Annotated in this window: 19 protein-coding genes; 9 read left to right on the forward strand and 10 right to left on the reverse strand. The window is 72.1% G+C overall.

The window, feature by feature from the left end:
- Nucleotides 1-3: 3 nt before the first annotated feature.
- The 3 genes from ygfZ to IF29_RS0118115 form a co-directional block, all read right to left on the reverse strand.
- Nucleotides 4-993, reverse strand: a complete 990-nt coding sequence (ygfZ, locus tag IF29_RS0118105) for a CAF17-like 4Fe-4S cluster assembly/insertion protein YgfZ (protein WP_037595655.1) — start codon at nucleotides 991-993, stop codon at nucleotides 4-6.
- Nucleotides 990-1436: a Fur family transcriptional regulator gene (locus IF29_RS0118110; protein WP_030255803.1), complete on the reverse strand. Its 447-nt coding sequence runs from the start codon at nucleotides 1434-1436 to the stop codon at nucleotides 990-992. The genes ygfZ and IF29_RS0118110 overlap by 4 nt, the downstream gene beginning before the upstream one ends.
- Nucleotides 1437-1529: 93 nt before the next feature.
- Complete coding sequence (locus IF29_RS0118115; protein ID WP_030255805.1) at nucleotides 1530-2123, reverse strand: heme-binding beta-barrel domain-containing protein; 594 nt, start codon at nucleotides 2121-2123, stop codon at nucleotides 1530-1532.
- A 213-nt stretch (nucleotides 2124-2336) separates the two neighbouring features.
- Between IF29_RS0118115 and IF29_RS0118125 the strand changes: the two genes are divergently transcribed.
- Nucleotides 2337-2699 (forward strand): DsrE family protein, encoded by a 363-nt coding sequence (locus IF29_RS0118125; RefSeq protein ID WP_030255807.1) that lies wholly within the window; start codon nucleotides 2337-2339, stop codon nucleotides 2697-2699.
- A gap of 120 nt (nucleotides 2700-2819) precedes the next feature.
- Here the strand turns inward: IF29_RS0118125 and IF29_RS0118130 are convergent, their stop codons facing one another.
- The 7 genes from IF29_RS0118130 to IF29_RS0118155 form a co-directional block, all read right to left on the reverse strand.
- Nucleotides 2820-3110, reverse strand: a complete 291-nt coding sequence (locus IF29_RS0118130) for a DUF1416 domain-containing protein (protein WP_030255809.1) — start codon at nucleotides 3108-3110, stop codon at nucleotides 2820-2822.
- Between the two features lie 19 nt (nucleotides 3111-3129).
- Nucleotides 3130-3972, reverse strand: coding sequence for a sulfurtransferase (locus tag IF29_RS0118135; RefSeq protein WP_030255812.1), 843 nt, complete (start codon nucleotides 3970-3972; stop codon nucleotides 3130-3132).
- 180 nt (nucleotides 3973-4152) lie between these two features.
- Nucleotides 4153-4269 (reverse strand): Ms5788A family Cys-rich leader peptide, encoded by a 117-nt coding sequence (locus IF29_RS49010; protein WP_380566943.1) that lies wholly within the window; start codon nucleotides 4267-4269, stop codon nucleotides 4153-4155.
- A gap of 163 nt (nucleotides 4270-4432) precedes the next feature.
- Nucleotides 4433-5134, reverse strand: a complete 702-nt coding sequence (locus IF29_RS0118140) for an LmeA family phospholipid-binding protein (RefSeq protein ID WP_030255814.1) — start codon at nucleotides 5132-5134, stop codon at nucleotides 4433-4435.
- A gap of 87 nt (nucleotides 5135-5221) precedes the next feature.
- Nucleotides 5222-7114, reverse strand: a complete 1893-nt coding sequence (locus IF29_RS43680; RefSeq protein WP_051725464.1) for a hypothetical protein — start codon at nucleotides 7112-7114, stop codon at nucleotides 5222-5224.
- Nucleotides 7115-7122: 8 nt separating this feature from the next.
- Nucleotides 7123-7368, reverse strand: coding sequence for a MoaD/ThiS family protein (locus tag IF29_RS0118150; protein WP_030255818.1), 246 nt, complete (start codon nucleotides 7366-7368; stop codon nucleotides 7123-7125).
- Between the two features lie 152 nt (nucleotides 7369-7520).
- Nucleotides 7521-8345, reverse strand: coding sequence for an alpha/beta hydrolase (locus tag IF29_RS0118155; RefSeq protein ID WP_084714481.1), 825 nt, complete (start codon nucleotides 8343-8345; stop codon nucleotides 7521-7523).
- Between the two features lie 185 nt (nucleotides 8346-8530).
- Here IF29_RS0118155 and IF29_RS0118160 point away from each other — a divergent pair, with 185 nt between their 5' ends.
- From IF29_RS0118160 to IF29_RS0118195, 8 genes are all read left to right on the forward strand, one after another.
- On the forward strand, nucleotides 8531-9298 hold the full coding sequence (locus IF29_RS0118160) for a response regulator transcription factor (RefSeq protein WP_030255823.1): 768 nt from the start codon (nucleotides 8531-8533) through the stop codon (nucleotides 9296-9298).
- Between the two features lie 140 nt (nucleotides 9299-9438).
- Nucleotides 9439-10464, forward strand: a complete 1026-nt coding sequence (locus tag IF29_RS0118165) for a LacI family DNA-binding transcriptional regulator (protein ID WP_030255825.1) — start codon at nucleotides 9439-9441, stop codon at nucleotides 10462-10464.
- Between the two features lie 152 nt (nucleotides 10465-10616).
- Nucleotides 10617-11828: a S1C family serine protease gene (locus IF29_RS0118170; protein WP_030255827.1), complete on the forward strand. Its 1212-nt coding sequence runs from the start codon at nucleotides 10617-10619 to the stop codon at nucleotides 11826-11828.
- A 124-nt stretch (nucleotides 11829-11952) separates the two neighbouring features.
- Entirely contained in the window at nucleotides 11953-12720 is a 768-nt protein-coding gene (locus IF29_RS0118175; protein WP_030255828.1) for a response regulator transcription factor, read from the forward strand.
- 98 nt (nucleotides 12721-12818) lie between these two features.
- The gene (locus IF29_RS0118180) at nucleotides 12819-14294 is read left to right on the forward strand and encodes a sensor histidine kinase (protein ID WP_051725478.1); all 1476 of its coding nucleotides are present in this window, start codon (nucleotides 12819-12821) and stop codon (nucleotides 14292-14294) included.
- A 75-nt stretch (nucleotides 14295-14369) separates the two neighbouring features.
- On the forward strand, nucleotides 14370-15596 hold the full coding sequence (locus IF29_RS0118185) for an MFS transporter (RefSeq protein WP_030255832.1): 1227 nt from the start codon (nucleotides 14370-14372) through the stop codon (nucleotides 15594-15596).
- 9 nt (nucleotides 15597-15605) lie between these two features.
- A complete protein-coding gene (mshD, locus tag IF29_RS0118190) occupies nucleotides 15606-16475 on the forward strand; it encodes a mycothiol synthase (RefSeq protein WP_030255835.1) in 870 nt (289 codons plus the stop codon).
- A 145-nt stretch (nucleotides 16476-16620) separates the two neighbouring features.
- The gene (locus IF29_RS0118195; RefSeq protein ID WP_380525310.1) at nucleotides 16621-18837 is read left to right on the forward strand and encodes an RNA degradosome polyphosphate kinase; all 2217 of its coding nucleotides are present in this window, start codon (nucleotides 16621-16623) and stop codon (nucleotides 18835-18837) included.
- Nucleotides 18838-18871: the final 34 nt, after the last annotated feature.

Genomic DNA, 18871 nt, shown 5'->3' on the forward strand with positions numbered 1-18871 from the left:
GAGCTACTGCGGGACCACGGTCTCCTGTGCCGCCGGCACGGTGCCGGCCAGCAGCGGGGCGTCCGGCGCGGTGTTCCGCTTCACCAGCGCCAGCGCCACCGGGCCCAGCTCGTGGTGCCGGGCCGAGGAGGTGACGAAGCCGACCGAACGGCCATCGGCGCCGTCCGCGGCGAGGCGGACCTCTGTGCCGTGCGGCGGCAGCACCTCCATGCTGCCGTCCAGGTGCAGGAAGACCAGGCGGCGCGGCGGCCGGCCCAGGTTGTGCACCCGGGCCACCGTCTCCTGGCCCCGGTAGCAGCCCTTCTGCAGGTGGACCGCGGTCTCCAGCCAGCCCAGCTCGTGCGGGATGGTGCGGTGGTCGGTCTCGAAGCCCAGCCGCGGCCGGTGCGCCTCGATCCGCAGCGCCTCGTAGGCCCACAGCCCGGACGGAGCGCCGAAGCCCGCCGTCAGCTCGGCAAGCCCGGCGCGCGGCAGGAACAGGTCGCGGCCGTAGGGAAGCTCGCGGACGGCGGCGGCGCCCTCGGCCGAGGCCGTGGAGCCGGCCGGGAGGAAGACCACCGCGTAGTCGGCGGTGGCGTCGGCGATCTCGACCTGGTTGAAGAACTTCATCTTCTCCAGGTAGGCCACCAGCTCGCCCTGGGTCCCCGGCTCGACGTGCATCCAGGTGGTGGCGCCGTCGTCGACCAGGTAGAGGGCGTGCTCGATGTGGCCGTGCGGGGAGAGGATCAGCGCCTCGGTCGCCTGCTGCGGCGGCAGCTCGCTGACGTGCTGGGTCAGCAGCAGGTGCAGCCAGCTCAGCCGGTCCGGGCCGCTGACGGTGACCACACCGCGGTGCGACAGGTCGACGAAGCCCCTCCCGGCGACCAGTTCGCGCTGCTCGCGGGAGAGTTCGCCGTAGTGCGCGGCGACCGGAGCGTCCACGCCGTCGGCGGCGACGGCGCCGCGGACGGAGGTCAGCAGCGGGCTGGCGGGGGTGGTCTGCGTGGTCGTCACTGGTCAGCGTCCTCGGTCGGGCCGGTCTTGCGGCAGCAGTCGGCACAACGGCCGAAGATGGCGAAGTGCTTCACGTCAGTCGCGAAACCATGGCTGGCCCTCAGTGATTCCACCAGCGGCGCCGCGAGCGAGACATCGGTCTCGGTGACCTTCTCGCAGTCCCGGCAGACCAGGTGCATGTGCTGGTGCCGGTCGGCCAGGTGATAGGTGGGCGCGCCGTGGCCCAGGTGGGCGTGCGAGACCAGTCCGAGCTCCTCCAGCAGGTCCAGCGTGCGGTAGACCGTGGAGATGTTGACGCCGGTGGCGGTGCGGCGGACCTCGGTGAGGACGTCGTCGGGCGTGGCGTGGCCCAGGCTGTCCACGGCCTGCAGCACCAGCTGGCGCTGCGGGGTGAGCCGGTACCCACGCGCTCTCAGATCCGTCTGCCAGTCGATGCCGCTCACCACGTCGCCCCTCTGCACGCCGGACTGCGCGCCCCAAAAAGCCCGCACCCCGAGTCTATGGGGGTGCGGGAGCGGGCGGCCCTGCTGTGTTGTTCAGCGGAAGAAGGCGATGCCGTCGTCCGGGAGGTCGGAGACGTCCTGGACCAGCTGCGCCGGGTTCAGCACCTTCTTGAGCTGGCCCGACATGTAGGGGCGCAGCGGCACCTCGGGGGCGGACTTCTCACCCACCCACATCAGCTCGCCGTTGACCAGCCCGTACAGGCGCTTGCCGCCGCTGTACGGAGCCGCGCCCTCGATCCGGGCGACCGCGTCGGTGGCCAGCTCGATCTGCGGCTTGCCGTCGGCCAGCTCGCCGTACCAGATCTCCACGGTGCCGTCGTCGCGGACCGAGGAGAACTGCACCTCGCGGGCGCCGCTGGTGCCGTGCTGGTTGCTGGTGACCCGCCAGAAACCGGTCTCGCTCTCCAGCGGACGCACCTTGTTGCCCTCGGCGTCCAGCACCCAGCTGCGGGAGCGGTACTCCAGGAACGCCCGGCCGTCGTGGCGGAACACGATCTCCTGGCCGAAGTTGCACTTCTCCGCGCCGGGGAAGTCGTGGACGCCGGCCCCTTCCCAGGTGCCGAGCAGGAAGGCCAACGAGACGACGTCCTTGTGCAGGCCGGACGGGACCTCGATCTTGGCGACCATGTCAGCGCTGGCCCTGGTAGAGCTTCTTCACCGAGAACACGGCGAACCAGACGACGGCGAGTGCGATGACGATCAGCAGGCCGTCGAAGAAGTACTCAAGGCTGGACACGCGCGTGCTCCTCGGGGGAGGGAAAGGGTCTTCCGCCGATTCTAGTCGCCGGAGGGCGGGCACTCGCGGTGAGCCCCGCCACGTCGGGCTTCTAGGGTGGCGGTATGTCGAAGAAGCTGGTCATCAAGGTCACCGCGGGAGCGGACGCGCCGGAGCGGTGCTCGCAGGCGTTCACGGTGGCGGCGGTCGCCGTCGCCAGCGGGGTGGAGGTGTCGCTGTGGCTCACCGGCGAGTCCGCGTGGTTCGCCCTGCCGGGGCGGGCAGCGGAGTTCGAGCTCCCTGAGGCGGCGCCGCTGCCGGAGCTGCTGGACGCGGTGCTGGGTGCGGGGCGGGTGACGTTGTGTACGCAGTGTGCGGCGCGGCGGGGGATCGTTGCCGCCGACGTTTTGAAGGGGGTTCGGATTGCCGGCGCGCAGGTTTTTGTGAGCGAGGTTATGGGGGACGGGGTGCAGGCACTGGTTTACTGACGGTCGATTTTGGCTGAGCGCGCAGTTCCTCGCGCCCCTAAAAGCAAAAGACGCGCCCGCCGACGCTGCACAACGAAGCCCCGCCAGGTTTCCCGGGCGGGGCCTTGTTGCTGGTGCCGGTCAGACGGCGATGGCGACCTCGGCCACCGCGCCCTGCTGGGCCGCGACCACGCGGTCGACGGTCGCACCGGGCACCAGGGCGCGGAGCGTCCAGGTGCCGGGGGCCGCGAAGAAGCGGAACTGTCCGGTCGCGGAGGTCGGCACCTCGGCGGTGAACTCGCCGCCCTCGTCGAGCAGACGGACATAGCCGTTGACCGGCTCGCCGTCCCGGGTCACCGAACCCTGGATGATGGTCTCGCTCGCCACGTCAACTCCTGCCAGATCGGGGCCGCCGGCCTTCGCTCCACACATGGTGTTCTCCTTCAGGGGGTCAGTTGGAGCCGAGCTCGATCGGAACGCCGACGAGGCTGCCGTACTCGGTCCAGGAACCGTCGTAGTTCTTGACGTTGGTCTGGCCGAGCAGCTGGTGCAGCACGAACCAGGTGAGCGCGGAGCGCTCGCCGATGCGGCAGTACGCGATGGTGTCCTTCGAGAGGTCGACGTTCTCCTCCTCGTAGAGGGCCTTCAGCTCCTCGTCCGACTTGAAGGTGCCGTCGTCGTTGGCGTTCTTGGACCACGGGATGTTGCGGGCGCTCGGGACGTGGCCGGGGCGCTGCGACTGCTCCTGCGGGAGGTGCGCGGGGGCGAGCAGACGGCCGGAGAACTCGTCGGGCGAGCGGACGTCGACCAGGTTCTTGGCACCGATCGCGGCGACCACGTCGTCACGGAAGGCGCGGATCGAGGTGTCCTGGGCCTGCGCCTTGTACTCGGTGGCGGCGCGCTCGGGGACAGCCGAGCCGTCGACCAGGTCGCGGGAGTCGAGCTCCCACTTCTTGCGGCCGCCGTCCAGCAGGCGGACGTCGCCGTGGCCGTACAGCTTGAAGTACCAGAAGGCGTAGGAGGCGAACCAGTTGTTGTTGCCGCCGTAGAGGACGACGGTGTCGTCGTTGGCGATGCCCTTGGCGGACAGCAGCGCCTCGAAGCCGGCCTGGTCCACGAAGTCGCGGCGGACCGGGTCCTGGAGGTCCTTCTTCCAGTCGATCCGGACGGCGTTGCGGATGTGGTTCTTGTCGTACGCGGCGGTGTCCTCGTCAACCTCGACGACGACGACCTTCGGGTCGTCCAGGTGGTCCTGGACCCAGTCGGCGCTTACCAGGACGTCACTGCGGCTCATGGGGATTCTCCATCCGGGGCAGTTGCGGAAGAGCGGCGCCGCGCGGACGTGCGTCCGGAGGGGAGTCCGGATCGTGGGACAGCGCGGCGGTGGTCTGCGAGATGTACGCGGTGTTGCGGGCTCAGCGAGCCCGCGGCCTGCGGGCGGAACCGTCCTGGAAACGGACGGAGCGACGCCCTGTCAGCGCATTCGACAGAGGCAGGCAGCCACGCGGCACAGGTCTACCGCCCGCCGCTTCGTGAGATCCGCCTGTCGCTTCATGGCTCCGATGCTAGGGAACGGAGCGCGTGCTGTCATCGGTGTCTTGAACTCTGAGATGAAACGGTCCGTATGTTGATATCAACGGCAGCAGCCGCGGATCCGGCCGGGTGCGGACGGGGGCGCGGGGGGACCGGGGAGGGGTGTTCCACCGATCCGCGAGACGGCGGTGGACACCCCGTCTCGCGGATCGGGACACCCGTTAGTTGCTGAGCGAGACGTTGGTGCCGGAGACCCTGATGTCGATGCCGTCCGGGCCCGGCTGCACCGAGTCCAGCCTGAGGCCGCTGGGCAGACCGGCGAGCTGCAGCTTGGGCTGGAGGAAGGACGCGACCAGGCTCGCCACGGTCGGGTCGACCCCGGTGATCCCGCTGAGGTTGGTCAGGCTGATGCCGTTGCCGTCCACCACGCTGATGTCGGCGGTGCCGGAGACCTGCTGCGACCCCAGCACCGGCAGGTCGACCTTGCCGGAGACCTTCACCTTGCCCGGGGTGCCGCCGTAGGCGACGGTGACCTGGTTCGGCAGCGCGGCGGAGAGGTCCCCGTAGGAGATCCGGGCGGTCCCGGTGCCGCTGCCGGCGACGATCCCGCTGTAGTTGCCGGTGACCTTCACGTTCTTGGCGTCGATGCGGAAGTTCTGCAGCTGGATGTTGGGCCCGCCCTTGCCGTCGTTCACGGTCAGGTCGGAGGCGCTCATCTTCACCTCGTCGAACTTCTTCGAGGCGAGCTGGGTCAGGAAGGGGAAGCCCCCGATGCTGACGCTCGGTTTCTGCGAGAGGTTCCGCTCGGACTGGATCTTGCTCGCGGCCTCGCTCTCGGCGAAGTGCAGGGTGATCCTGTCGGCCGCGACGAACAGGGCGGCGAGGACGATCAGGACGATCAGCAGTCGGCGCGCGGCGCGCATGGAGTCCTCCTTGGACGGACGTGCCGGAGAAGACAGCGGCCGGGCGGTCCGCGGTTCCGCGGACCGCCCGGGGTACTGCTGCCACGTCTACCCCGCGAGCAGGTGACCCACCAGGAAGACCGCCGGTGCCGCGCAGGCCAGCGGCACCGCGACACCCGCCGTCAGATGGACGAAGCGGGACGGGAAGTCGTACCCGGCGACCCGGCGCCCGACCAGGGCGCAGGCGCCCGCGGCCAGGCCGAGCAGCAGGCCCCCGCCCGCGCCGAGTCCGGTCGCGGCCCCCAGCAGGGCCCCGACCAGCAGGCCGGCCGCCGCACCGGCGCCGAAGCCGGCCTTGGCCGGGAGCATCGGCAGTGCGGAGACCGCGGTGGCGACGGCCGCGGACAGGGCGCCCGCGGTGACCGCGGCGCCGGTCGACCAGCCGTGGTGGGTGACCGACCCGGCGGCCAGGAAGCAGCCCGCGAGGACGGTCATCACCGTCGCCGAGGCGCTCACCGTCAGGGCGTAGAAGCGCTCGTCGGGGTTGCTGGGCCGGAAGATCTGCAGGATCAGCACCAGCAGGAAGAACCCGCCGAGGGTGCCCGCCAGCACGGCCGGCGCGGTGCCGCCGGAGGCGGCGAGCATCGCCGCGTCCGCGGTGACGCCGCCGAGCGCGGCCAGGGCGATGCCCTGCCGGGCGGGCCACATGCCGTTCAGTCGGAACCATCCGGCGGAGGTCACCGCCTGCAGCAGCAGCGTCGGGACGACCAGGGCGGGACGGCCGAGCAGCGCGGCCAGGGTCAGCAGCACCGCGATCGCCGCGGTCGCGGCGGCGGGCTGGATGCCCGGGTCGACGATCGGCGAGCCCTTGCGGGCGGCCTGGGCGGGAACGGCCGGTGCGGCCGGGCCCTGGGGGTGGGCCGCGGCCTCCGGGGCGGTCGGACCGGTGGGCTGCGCCGCCGCGAAGGCCTCGCGCAGCGAGCCGCCCGGCTGCGCCTCCAGCGGTTGCGGTGGCGGCGGGGCGAACTCCCCGGCCGGTCCGGTGGGCTGCGCGGCGGCGAAGGTCTCCCGGAGCGAGGTCGGTGCCCCGTAGGCGAGCGGCTGGGACTGCGGCTGGGAGCCCAGGGCGTCGAAGTACTCGGGCGCGGGGGCCTCCGCCCCCCGGGCCGCCTGGACCGGGTACGGCGGGGCGGCCGCGCCGGCCGGCGGCACCGGCGGCAGGTAGGCGGTGGCCTCCGCGTCGCCGCCCGGGGTGCCCAACTGCTGCCAGCCGGGGGTGCCCGGCTGCGGCTGCGGCGGAACCGGCGGGAGGAACGCGGTGGCCTCGGCGTCGCCACCCGAAGCCGGCTGCTGCCAGCCGGGGGCGCCGGGCTGTGGCTGCGGCGGAACCGGCGGGAGGAAGGCAGTGGCCTCGGCGTCCGGGGTGCCCCAGGGCTGGGCCTGCGGCGGGACGCCGGGCTGTTGCCACTGCTGGGCACCGGGTTGGGCCTGCGGCGGGAGGAAGGCGTCGGCGCCCTGAGCCGGCTGCTGCCAGCCGGGGGCGCCGGGCTGCGGCGGAACCGGCGGGAGGAAGGCGGTGGCCTCGGCGTCCGGGGCCGGCCAGGACTGGGCCTGCGGCGGGACGCCCGGCTGCTGCTGCCACTGCTGGGCGCCCGGCTGCTGCTGGGGCTGCCAGCCGGTCGGCGGCGCCGGCGCGGCGGCCGGGGCCGCCCCGCGCTCCCACTCGGACGGCCAGCCAGGACCGGTCTGTCCCTGCCCCTGTCCCTGGCCCTGTTCCTGGGACGGGAACTGAGGCTGGATCAGCTCCTGCGGCAGCGGCACCTCGGTGGTCGCGTAGCGCTCGTGGATCTGGCCGAAGCGCGAGGTCGGCGGAGGCGCCGCGGCGGCGTCCGGCGGACCCTGCGGATAGGGCGGCAGCAGCGAGGTCTGCTCGGCCTCGTTCCACTCGGACGGCTGACGGCCCTCGGCGGGGAAGATGGGGGAACCCGAATATCCGGACATGCTCTGCGTCACCCTCCCGCGAACGGCGGCAGGACCTCGACGGTGCCGCCCTGCGCCAGCTCGACGTCGGCGTGGTCGCGGCTGCCGACCGGGTCGCCGTCCACCAGGAACGAGCACAGGCCGAGGACCTGTGCGAACCGCGGCCGGTCGGCGTGCAGCGCACGCGCGGCCTCCAGCGCCTCGGCGAGCGTCGCCGCGCGGTAGGGCTCCTCGCCCGTGCCCGCCTCGGCCTTGGCCGCCGCCCAGTAGCGGATCACTCCGGTCGGTACCGGGGGTCGCCCCCCGGAGGAATGGTGCACACCCTCCTGTACGCCTGCTGCCTCGGCGGATGCCGGACCAGCGGTCATCTCACCCTCCTCAGTGGAACCTCGCATCGGGCCATCATGGACTCCTGGACCCGCTTCCGTCACCGCTCGCTGGTCAGCCACTCGCCCACACGTTCGAGCAACGCCTCGTCCGCCGCGTTCTCGGCGTGGCCGAAGCCGGGCTCGATCCAGAGCTGCGAGCTGCCCTTCGCGGCGGCGGCCCGATGCAGCGAGCGCGGGTGGTCCAGCGGGAAGTAGGGGTCGCTGTCCCCGTGCACCACCAGCAGCGGGATGCCCCGTTCGGCCAGCAGCGCCGCCGCCTCCACCGGCGGCACCGGGATCTCCTGCCACTCCTTGGGGTCGATCCGGGTCCGCAGCCCGAGCCGGCCCACCACCCGGCCCAGCGGGCGCATCACCACCCAGTGCAGCCGCCGCATCGGGACGGTGCCCCGGTAGTACCAGCGGGCCGGCGCGCTGACCGTGGCCACCGCCGCCACTCCCCCGTACAGCGCGGCGTGGCGGACCACCACCGCGCCGCCCATGGAGAAGCCGGCGGTGACGATCCGGCGGTAACCCAGCGAGCGGGCCCAGTCGACGGCGGCCTGGAGGTCGTCCACCTCCCGGTCGCCGACCGTGGACAGCCCGCCGGACCTGCCGTGGCCGCGGAAGGAGAAGGTCACCACGCCCGCATACTGGGACAGCACCCCGGCGGCGCGTTGCAGCGCGGGCCGTTCCACCGCGCCGGTGAAGCCGTGCGCGACGACCACCGCGAGGTCCCTCCCAGCGGACTCCCCGGAACCGCTCAGCGGGCGGTGAGCTGCATGGATACGTACGCCGTCGACAGTCAGCAGCAGTGCTTCGGCGGGGGCGTTCCATGGCCGCACATCCGTACCAGTCCTGGTCAGACCCTTCGCGACAGCGTCCATGTGGGCTATTCTCCTTCTCCAAGGGATCCGGGCAGAGTCGCCCCCGGGTCCTTTTGTGGTTACAGATCCTGAACGCGTGACCTGCGAGAGGCTTCTCCGGACGGAACGCACAACGCCGTGTGCCCGGCCGGAACCCACGGAGCCGCCACCCTCACCGTCCCACCCGGAAAGGGGACTAACCGGGTATGAGTTCTCTGCTGCTGCTCACCAACGCCCTGCAGCCGTCCGCCGAGGTACTGCCCGCACTCGGCCTGCTGCTGCACAACGTACGCGTGGCCCCCGCCGAGGGCTCCGCCCTCGTGGACACCCCCAGTGCCGATGTGGTCCTCGTCGACGGCCGCCGCGACCTGCCGCACATCCGCAGCCTGTGCCAGCTGATCCGCTCCACCGGACCCGGTGCGCCGGTGGTCCTGATCGTGACCGAGGGCGGCCTGGCCGCCGTCACCGCCGAGTGGGGCATCGACGACGTGCTGCTGGACACGGCCGGCCCGGCCGAGGTCGAGGCGCGGCTGCGGCTGGCCACCGGCCGGATGCAGGTGGTCCAGGACGACAGCCCGATGGAGATCCGCAACGGCGACCTGTCCGTGGACGAGGCGACCTACAGCGCCAAGCTCAAGGGCCGGGTGCTGGACCTGACCTTCAAGGAGTTCGAGCTCATCAAGTACCTGGCGCAGCACCCCGGCCGGGTCTTCACCCGGGCGCAGCTGCTGCAGGAGGTCTGGGGCTACGACTACTTCGGCGGCACCCGCACCGTGGACGTGCACGTCCGCCGGCTGCGGGCGAAGCTCGGCCCGGAGCACGAGCAGCTGATCGGCACGGTGCGCAACGTCGGCTACCGCTTCGTGGTGCCGGAGAAGGGCGACAAGGGGAGCATCCCCCGCCCCGACGGAGACGCTGCGTTCCCGCCGGCCGTCGGTGCCGTCGAGCCGATCGAGGCGGACGCGGAGGTCTGAGCCGCCGCTCCGTTCCAGCGGGCGTGCGGAAGGTGTCCGGGGGCTTCCGGACACCTTCCGCACGCCCGCTCGGTCACCGACCGGAGTGCTCGGTTCTGGACAGGTCCACCACAGTTCGGTGAGGCGCGTAGACTGCCGCCGTGCCCAAGGTGACCCGCGACGACGTGGCCAGGCTGGCAGGGACCTCGACCGCGGTCGTCAGCTACGTCATCAACAATGGCCCCCGCCCGGTCGCCCCGGCGACCCGCGAACGCGTGCTCGCGGCGATAGCGCAACTCGGCTACCGCCCCAACAGCGTCGCCCAGGCGATGGCGAGCCGCCGTACCAACCTCATCGGCATGGTCGTGCCCGACGCCCGCCAGCCGTTCTTCGCCGAGCTCTCGCACGCGGTGGAACGGGTGGCCTCGGAGCGCGGCAAGATCGTGCTGATAGGGAACTCCGACTACGTCGGCGACCGTGAGATGCACTACGTCCGGGCCTTCCTGGGCATGCGCGTCTCCGGGCTGATCCTGATCAGCCAGGGACCCTCGCAGCAGGCCGCGACCGAGTTCGCGGCCCAGGACGACTCCCGGGTAGTGCTGCTGCACCGCCGCCCGGAGAGCGCCGAGGACGTCGCCGTGGTCACCGACGACGTGGGCGGCGCCCAACTGGCCGTCGAGCACCTGCTCGGGCACGGGCACCCCTATGTGGCCTGCTTCGGCGGCCCGGTCGCCTCGCCCGCCCCGGGCGACCCGGTGATCGACCACATCGAGGGCTGGCGCCGGGCCATGAGCGCGGCGGGCCTGGGCACCGAGGGCCGGCTCATCGACGCGCCCTTCGACCGCTACGGGGCCAGGGCCGTCGCCGTGGAGCTGCTGCGCTCCCCCGACCGCCCCCCGGCGATCTTCTGCTCCACCGACGACCAGGCCATCGGCGTGGCCAGGGCGGCGCGCGAGGTCGGCGTCAGGATCCCCGAGGACCTGGCCCTGGCCGGCTTCGACGACATCCCCGAAGCGGCGTTCTGCGACCCGCCGCTGACCACCATCGCCTCGGACCGGGACGCCATGGCCAAGGCCGCGGTGGACCTGGTGCTGGACGACTCGCTGCTGGTGCCGGGATCGGACACGCCGCGGGTGCGGCGCTTCCCCAGCAGGCTGGTGACCAGGCGCTCCTGCGGCTGCGGATAGGCCGGGCGGAACGTACCGTCGGAGGGCCGGAGCGCAGCTCTGACCCGGCGTGGAGCCGACACTCATCTGAGCGGAGCATGGGCCTTGATTCTTTCGTGGGGCTATGAGCTTGCTCTCAGTGGGCTCTCATGTTGCGGGCGGAAATTGAAGCCATGAGCGAGACGCACCGGAATTCTGAAGGCGCCCCCGAGCCGGGCGTGTACCCCTACACCAGTGGTGACGGCGCGGGCGTCGACCCGACGGTGCCGCTGCCCCCCATGCCGGAGCACGCGCCGGCGGCCCACTACGGCGAGGCGCCCATCGAGGGCACCGTCTTCCCCGGCAACCCCGCACCGCTCCCCGGCCCCCCGATGCCCGCCCCCGCGCCGTACGCGGGCGGCAGTGGCTGGGGCGGCACCGGTGACGGCGGCCCCGGCGAGCTCGCCCACCACGCGGCCGAGCCCGCCCCGAAGAAGCGCAGCCTGCTGCGCCGTCCGATCGCCCTGGTGGCGGCCGTGGCACTGGTCTCCGCGCTGGCCGGCGGGGTCGCCGGCGGTGTGATCAGCGCCCAGCGCAGCACCACCGCCAACTACAGCACCGGCGCGGTGGTCACCTCCGACTCCAAGACCACCAGCAACACCGCCGCGATAGCGTCCGCCGTCACGCCCAGCACCGTGCAGATCACGGTGGACTCGGGCAACAGCGAGGACATCGGCACCGGCATCATCCTGACCTCCACCGGCCAGATCCTGACCAACTACCACGTGATCTCCGCGGCGGCGAGCGACAGCAGCGCCACCATCAAGATCACCTTCAGTGACGGCAAGACCGCCACCGGCAGCATCGTGGGCACCGACGCCGGCCTGGACGTCGCCGTGATCAAGGCGGAGAACGTCAGCGGCCTCAAGCCCGCCTCGCTCGGCGACTCCAGCTCGGTCGCGATCGGCGACTCCGTGGTCGCCATCGGCAACCCGGACGGCCTCACCGGCACCGTCACCTCCGGCATCGTCAGCGCGCTGAACCGCAAGGTCACCGTGGACGTCAGCGAGAGCACCACCCAGTCCAACGGCGGCTTCGGCTTCCCGAGCTGGTCCGGTGAGCAGGGCGGCAGCGGTTCCTCCGGCTCCGGCAGCTCCTCCAGCAGCCAGACCGCGACCTACAGCGCGATCCAGACCGACGCCTCGCTCAACCCCGGCAACTCCGGCGGCCCGCTGCTCAACAGCTCCGGGGAGGTCATCGGGATCAACGCCTCGATGTACAGCTCGTCCTCCAGCAGCAGCTCCAGCAGCGAGGCCGGCAGCGTCGGCCTGGGCTTCGCCATCCCGATCAACGCGGTGAAGGCGGTCCTGCCGCAGCTCCAGGCCGGGCAGAACATCACCTCCTGACGCCCGCGGCGCGAAGTCGCGGAGTCACGACACGACGTCGTCCTGACGCGGGGCCTGCCCGTGACGGACAATCGCGGACAGATGCCATCGTGTCCGTACCCGAGGAATCCGAGGAAACAGCCAGATGAGTGCCTCCGCCGCGCAGCCCGCAGCCAACGACCCGTCGTCGACCGAGGACGCGCTCGCCCGTGTCCTGGTCGTCGACGACGAGCCCGCGCTGCGCGACGCCCTGGAGAGCAGCCTCGCCTTCGAGGGCTACGAGGTGACCACCGCCTCGGACGGCTTGGAGGCGTTGGACGCCATCGCCGAGAAGTCGCCCGACCTGGTGCTGCTGGACATCATGATGCCGCGGATGGACGGTCTGACCACCGTCCGCCGGCTGCGGTCCCGCGGGGACACCGTCCCGGTGCTGATGCTGACGGCCCGGGACGCGGTGGGCGACCGGGTCACCGGTCTGGACGTGGGCGCCGACGACTACCTGGCCAAGCCGTTCGAACTGGACGAGCTGCTGGCCAGGGTCAGGGCGCTGCTGCGGCGCAACTCCATCGCCCAGGCGGCCGGGGTCGGCGGCGCGGCCGAGGACGAGGTGCTCGCCTTCGAGGACCTGCGGATGAACACCACCACCCGCGAGGTGACCCGGGCGGGCCAGCCGGTGGAGCTGACCCGCACCGAGTACATGCTGCTGGAGATGTTCCTGGCGCACCCGCGCCAGGTGCTGACCCGCGAGCAGATCCTCAAGGCCGTCTGGGGCTTCGACTTCGAACCGTCGTCGAACTCGCTGGACGTGTACGTGATGTACCTGCGCCGCAAGACCGAGGCCGGCGGGATGCCCCGGCTGGTGCACACGGTCCGCGGCGTGGGGTACGCGCTCCGCGCAGGTAGCGGGACGTGAGCGCGGACACGGCTGTCGCCGCGGAGGAACCCGCCGCCGAGGAGCCCGCCGCCGAGGAACCCGCCAAGCGGTCCCGCAGCGGCGGCTGGCTCAACCGGATGACGCTGCGGGGCCGGCTGGCACTGATGTCCGCCGTGGCCGTGGCCGTGGCCGTACTGCTCTGTGCCGCCGTGAGCTGGTTCTTCGCGAAGGACCAGATGATCAGTCAGGTGGACGCGACCCTGCAGTCGTCGGTCAACCCGAACCCGGTCGGGACGCTGAACTACGTGGCCAGGGCCTGCTCCAAGGTGGACCAGGAGCCGGTGCAGAACAGCACGACGCTGATCATGTCGACCGGGACGTCCTGTCCGACCAACTCCGACAGCACGATCAAGCCCACCGCGTCGGACTACGCCATCGCCTCCAGCGGCACCTCGGGTCCGAACGCGCGGAGCAGCCTGCGGAACGGCACCACCGTGGGCGGTGCCTCGGTGCGCATCTACACGGTGAGCGTCGGCAGCTACAACGTCAACGGCACCGACATGAACCTCGCCATCGCCGTCGCCCAGCCGCTGGCGCCGGTCCAGGACGCCCTGGACAAGCTCGCCCTGATCATGGCCGGGGTGTCGCTGCTGGTGATCATCGGATCCGCAGCCGCGGCGCTGTGGGTGGCCCGCACCGCGCTGCGACCGGTGGACCGGCTGACCGAGGCCGTGGAGCACATCGCCCGCACCGAGGAGCTGGGAACCACGATCGCAGTGTCCGGTAAGGACGAGATCGCCCGGCTGAGCGAGTCCTTCAACTCCATGAGCACCGCACTGGCCAGTTCCCGGGACCGGCAGTCGCAGCTGATCGCGGACGCCGGGCACGAGCTGCGCACCCCGCTGACCTCGCTGCGGACCAATGTCGACCTGCTGGTGCGCAGCGAGGAGACCGGGCGGGCGCTGCCGGAGGCGACCCGCAACCGGATGCTCGGCAATATGAAGGCTCAGATGGTGGAGCTGTCCACGCTGATCGTGGACCTGCTGGAGCTGTCCCGGCCGTCCCGGCCGAAGGGCTCCAAGCCGCTGGAGGTGCTGCCGCTGCACGACATCGCCGCCCGCGCGCTGGACCGGGCCCGTCTGCGCGGTCCCGGGCTGGTCTTCAACGTCGAGCTGCGGCCCTGGTACGTACGGGCCGACGCGCACTCGATGGAGCGTGCGGTGATCAACCTGCTGGACAACGCGGTGAAGTTCAGCCCGCCCGGCGGCAGCATCGACGTCACGCTCCGCTTCGGCACCCTGACGGTGCGGGACCACGGTCCGGGTATCCCGACCGAGGACCTGCCGCACGTCTTCGACCGCTTCTGGCGCTCCCCCTCCGCCCGGCAGATGCCGGGGTCGGGCCTGGGCCTGGCCATCGTCGCGCAGACCATCCGCGACGCCGGCGGCGAGGTCTCGCTGGCCGCGGCGGCGCCCGGGCCGGACGGCTCGACCGGCGGCGCGCTGGCGACGGTGCAGCTGCCCGGGGCTCCCACGCCCCCGCCGCCGACCCCGCCGACCGTGCAGAACACCCCGCAGATCACCGCGGACGAGGAGCTGAAGTCCGGGATCTGAGACGATCTGTCCCAACAACTGGATGGTCCGCCATGATGGCCCCGCAGGCAGAAGCGACTGCGGGGAGGCACAGCCATGGGGATCACCGACACGAAGGCCGGTACCGGGACGGCCGCGACGGCCGGGGGCGGCAGCCGGCGCTGGCTGATGCTGGCGCTCGGCACCGCCGCGCAGACCAGCTCGTTCGCCTTCGTCTACGGGCTTCCCTATCTGATTCCGGTGCTCCGCGGCAGCGAGCGGTTGAGCCTCTCGCAGGCCGGACTGCTGGTGGCCTGCCCGACCGTCGGACTGCTGCTGGCCCTGTACGCGTGGGGCGCCGCCGCCGACCGCTACGGCGAGCGGGTGGTGCTGGCGTCCGGCCTGGGGCTGGCGACGCTGGCGCTGACCGCCGCCCTGCTGGTCCACGGCCTGGTGCTGCTGGGCCTGATGTTCGCGCTGGCGGGCGCGGCCGGGGCCTCGGTGTCGGCGGCCAGCGGACGGGTCGTGCTGGGCTGGTTCCCGCCGGAGCAGCGCGGACTGGCGATGGGCATCAGGCAGACCTCCACCCCGCTGGGGATGCTGGTGGCGGCGGTGTCGATGCCCCCGCTGGCGGCGGCGTACGGGCTGCGCGGCGCGCTGCTGTTCGTGACCCTGCTGAGCGCGGTGATGACCGTGCTGGTGGCGCTGCTGGTGGTGGACCCTCCCCGGCCGCCGCGGACCGCCCCCGGCGGCGCCCGTCCGGCCTCGCCGTACCGGGGCTCGCGGACGCTGTGGCGGATCCACGGGGCCAGCGCGCTGATGGTGTGGCCGCAGTTCACCGTGGGCGCCTTCGGGCTGGTCTTCCTGACCGACGTCCGGCACTGGTCGCCGGTCGCGGCCGGCCAGCTGATGGCCTGCGGGCAGGCCCTGGCCGCCTGCTGCCGGATCGGCGCCGGCCGCTGGTCCGACGCGGTCGGCAGCCGGCTGCGGCCGATGCGGGCGCTGGCAGGCGCGGTGGGCGCCGCCTCGCTGCTGCTGGCCGCCTGCGCGCAGTGGTGGCCCTCGGCGGCGTCGGTGGTGCTGCTGGTCCTGCTCTGCGGGCTCTCCGCCAGCACCAACGGGCTGTCGTTCACCTCGGTGGCCGAGCTGGCCGGGCCCCGCTGGGCCGGCCGGGCCCTGGGCGTGCAGAACATCGGCCAGAACCTGACCGCCTCGCTGGCCCCGCCGGTGGTCGGCGCGCTGATCAGCGCCTCCGGCTACGGCACCGCCTTCGCCTGCGCGGCCGTCTGCGGAGTGGCCGCCATCGCGGTGGTGCCGGTGCGGGCGGTGGACGGAGCGGCCTAGAGTCGCAGGATGGACGCGGTTCAGGTGGTCGAGACGGTGGACGGGTCGGAGCTGGCGGCGATACAGCTGCTGCTGGCGACGGCGGAGCGGAGCGACGGCCGGACGGCCGTCTCGGAGCAGGGGCGGCTGGCGCTGCGGAACCCCAGGCCCGGGGTGCGGCACCTGCTGCAGCGGGACGACGACGGCGAGCTGGTCGGCTACGCCCAGGTGGACGGCTCCGGCACGGCCGAGCTGGCGGTGGCCCCGGCCCGGCGCCGCCGGGGCCACGGACGGGCGCTGGCGCAGGCCGCCGTCGCGGCCGGTGCCACCACGGCCTGGGCGCACGGCGGCCACCCCGGGGCCCGGCGGCTGGCCGAGGAGCTGGGCTTCGAGCTGGTGCGGGAGCTGCGGCAGATGCGCCGCCCGCTCCCGGTGGAGGACCTGGAGATCACCCTCCCCGAGGGCGTCGAACTGCGCAGCTTCCGTCCGGGCCAGGACGACGGGGCCTGGCTGGCGCTCAACGCCGCCGCCTTCGCCCACCACCCCGAGCAGGGCGGCTGGACCGAGCAGGACCTGGCCGAACGGCTCGCCGAGCCCTGGTTCGACCCGGCCGGGTTCTTCCTGGCCACCCGCGGCGACGAGCTGGTCGGCTTCCACTGGACCAAGGTGGAGGGGGACATGGGAGAGGTCTATGTCGTCGGGGTCAGTCCTTCCGAGCAGGGCAACGGCCTCGGCAGGGCGCTGACCTCGGTCGGGCTGCGCTACCTGGGCCGGGACCGGGGCCTCGACACGGTGCTGCTCTACGTGGACGCCGATAACCCGGCCGCCGTGCGGGTATACGAGAAACTGGGCTTCACGGTGTACGAGGTGGACCTGATGTACCGGCTGAGCAGCGACTGAGTGGCCCGCGCTGAGGCGTCCGCGTCAGCTTTCCTGTAGGCCACCCGCTATTCACTTCCAGTTCAGACGCCGTTGCAAAGATCACGAAATGCAAGCCGCAGGGGCAACGACGATGCCGGACACCCTGCAGGAGGAGCTGCCCACCATGACCGCCGCCCGACCTGCCGCCACACCGGCCACCACCCCTGCGACCACCGCCGTGTCCGCCAACGGCGTCCCGACGCTGCTCCCGGACAGCCGGGAGCTCGCCGAGTTCGCCGAGTTCGAGGAGGAACTGCCCGCCAACCGCTTCCTGGACCGGGAGCGCAGCTGGCTGGCGTTCAACGAGCGGGTGCTGGAGCTCGCCGAAGACCCGGAGACCCCGCTGCTGGAACGGGTCAAGTTCCTGGCGATCTTCGGCAGCAACCTGGACGAGTTCTTCATGGTCCGCGTGGCCGGCCTGAAGCGCCGGATCGCCACCGGCGTCGCCACCCGTTCGGCCGCAGGGCTCCAGCCGCGCGAGGTGCTGGAGAAGATATGGGGCCGGTCCCGGGAGCTGATGGCCCGGCACGCCGCCTGCTTCCAGCAGGACCTGCTGCCCGAGCTGGCCGCCGAGGGCATCGAACTGGTGCGCTGGAGCGATCTGACCGACAAGGAGCAGGGCCGGCTGCTGGTCCTGTTCCGGCAGCAGATCTTCCCGGTGCTCACCCCGCTCGCGGTCGACCCGGCGCACCCGTTCCCCTACATCTCCGGCCTGTCGCTCAACCTGGCCGTGGTGGTGCGCAACCCGATCAGCGGCCACAAGCACTTCGCCAGGGTCAAGGTCCCGCAGTCGCTGCACCGCTTCCTGGAGGCCTCGCCGCAGCGCTACGTCCCGCTGGAGGACGTGATGGGCGCCTACCTGGAGGAGCTCTTCCCGGGCATGGAGGTGCTGGAGCACCACGCCTTCCGGGTGACCCGCAACGAGGACCTCGAGGTCGAGGAGGACGACACCGAGAACATCCTCAAGGCCCTGGAGAAGGAGCTGATGCGGCGCCGCTTCGGGCCGCCGGTGCGGCTGGAGGTCGAGGAGTCCATCGACCCCTACGTCCTCGACCTGCTGGTCCGCGAGCTGAACATCTCCGAGTCCGAGGTGTACCCGCTGCCCGGGCCGCTGGACCTGACCGGGCTGTTCGCCATCGCCGGGCTGGACCGGCCCGAGCTGAAGTACCCGGCGTTCATCGCGAGCACCGCGCGCGGCCTGTCCGACGTCGAATCGGCCTCCCAGCCGGACATCTTCGCCGCCGTACGCGAGCGCGACGTGCTGCTGCACCACCCGTACGACAGCTTCTCCACCTCGGTGCAGGCCTTCCTGGAGCAGGCCGCCAACGACCCCGACGTGCTGGCCATCAAGCAGACCCTGTACCGGACCTCCGGCGACTCCCCGATCGTGGACGCCCTGATCGACGCCGCCGAGTCCGGCAAGCAGGTGCTGGTCCTGGTCGAGATCAAGGCCCGCTTCGACGAGCAGGCCAACATCAAGTGGGCCCGCAAGCTGGAGGAGGCCGGCTGCCACGTGGTCTACGGCCTGATCGGGCTGAAGACGCACAGCAAGCTGTCGCTGGTGGTCCGCCAGGAGGGCGACACGCTGCGCCGCTACGCGCACGTCGGCACCGGGAACTACCACCCCAAGACCGCCCGCATGTACGAGGACCTGGGCGTGCTCACCGCCGACCAGCAGGTCGGCGCGGACCTCTCGGACCTGTTCAACCGGCTCTCCGGCTACTCCCGCCGGGAGTCCTACCGGCGGCTGCTGGTCGCCCCGCGCTCGCTGCGGCAGGGCCTGGTCCAGCGGATCCACGACGAGATCACCCACCACCGGGCCGGCCGTCCTGCCCGGATCCAGATCAAGGTCAACTCCATCGTGGACGAGGCCGTCATCGACGCCCTCTACCGCGCCTCGCAGGCCGGCGTACCAGTCGACGTGTGGGTGCGCGGGATCTGCGCGATCCGGCCCGGAGTGCCCGGACTCTCGGACAACATCCGGGTCCGCAGCATCCTCGGCCGGTTCCTGGAGCACTCCCGGGTGTTCGTCTTCGGCAACGGCGGCGACCCCGAGGTGTGGATCGGCAGCGCCGACATGATGCACCGCAACCTGGACCGCCGGATCGAGGCGCTGCTGCGGGTCACCGACCCGGGCCACCGCAGCGAGCTCGCCGGGCTGCTGGACCTGGGCACCGCCGACGACACCTCGTCCTGGCACCTGGGCGCCGACGGCACCTGGACCAGGCACTCCCACGACGCCGAGGGCAGACCCCTGCGCAACGTCCAGGAGCTGCTGATCGACTCGCGGCGGCGCAAGCGCAGTACCGGTGGCTGGGGCCAGAGTGGCTCGACCGCCTGACACACCGGGGCGCCCCGAAGGGCCGCCCGGGGAC

The organism is Streptacidiphilus jeojiense (assembly GCF_000719095.1).
Classification (GTDB): Bacteria; Actinomycetota; Actinomycetes; order Streptomycetales; family Streptomycetaceae; genus Streptacidiphilus; species Streptacidiphilus jeojiensis.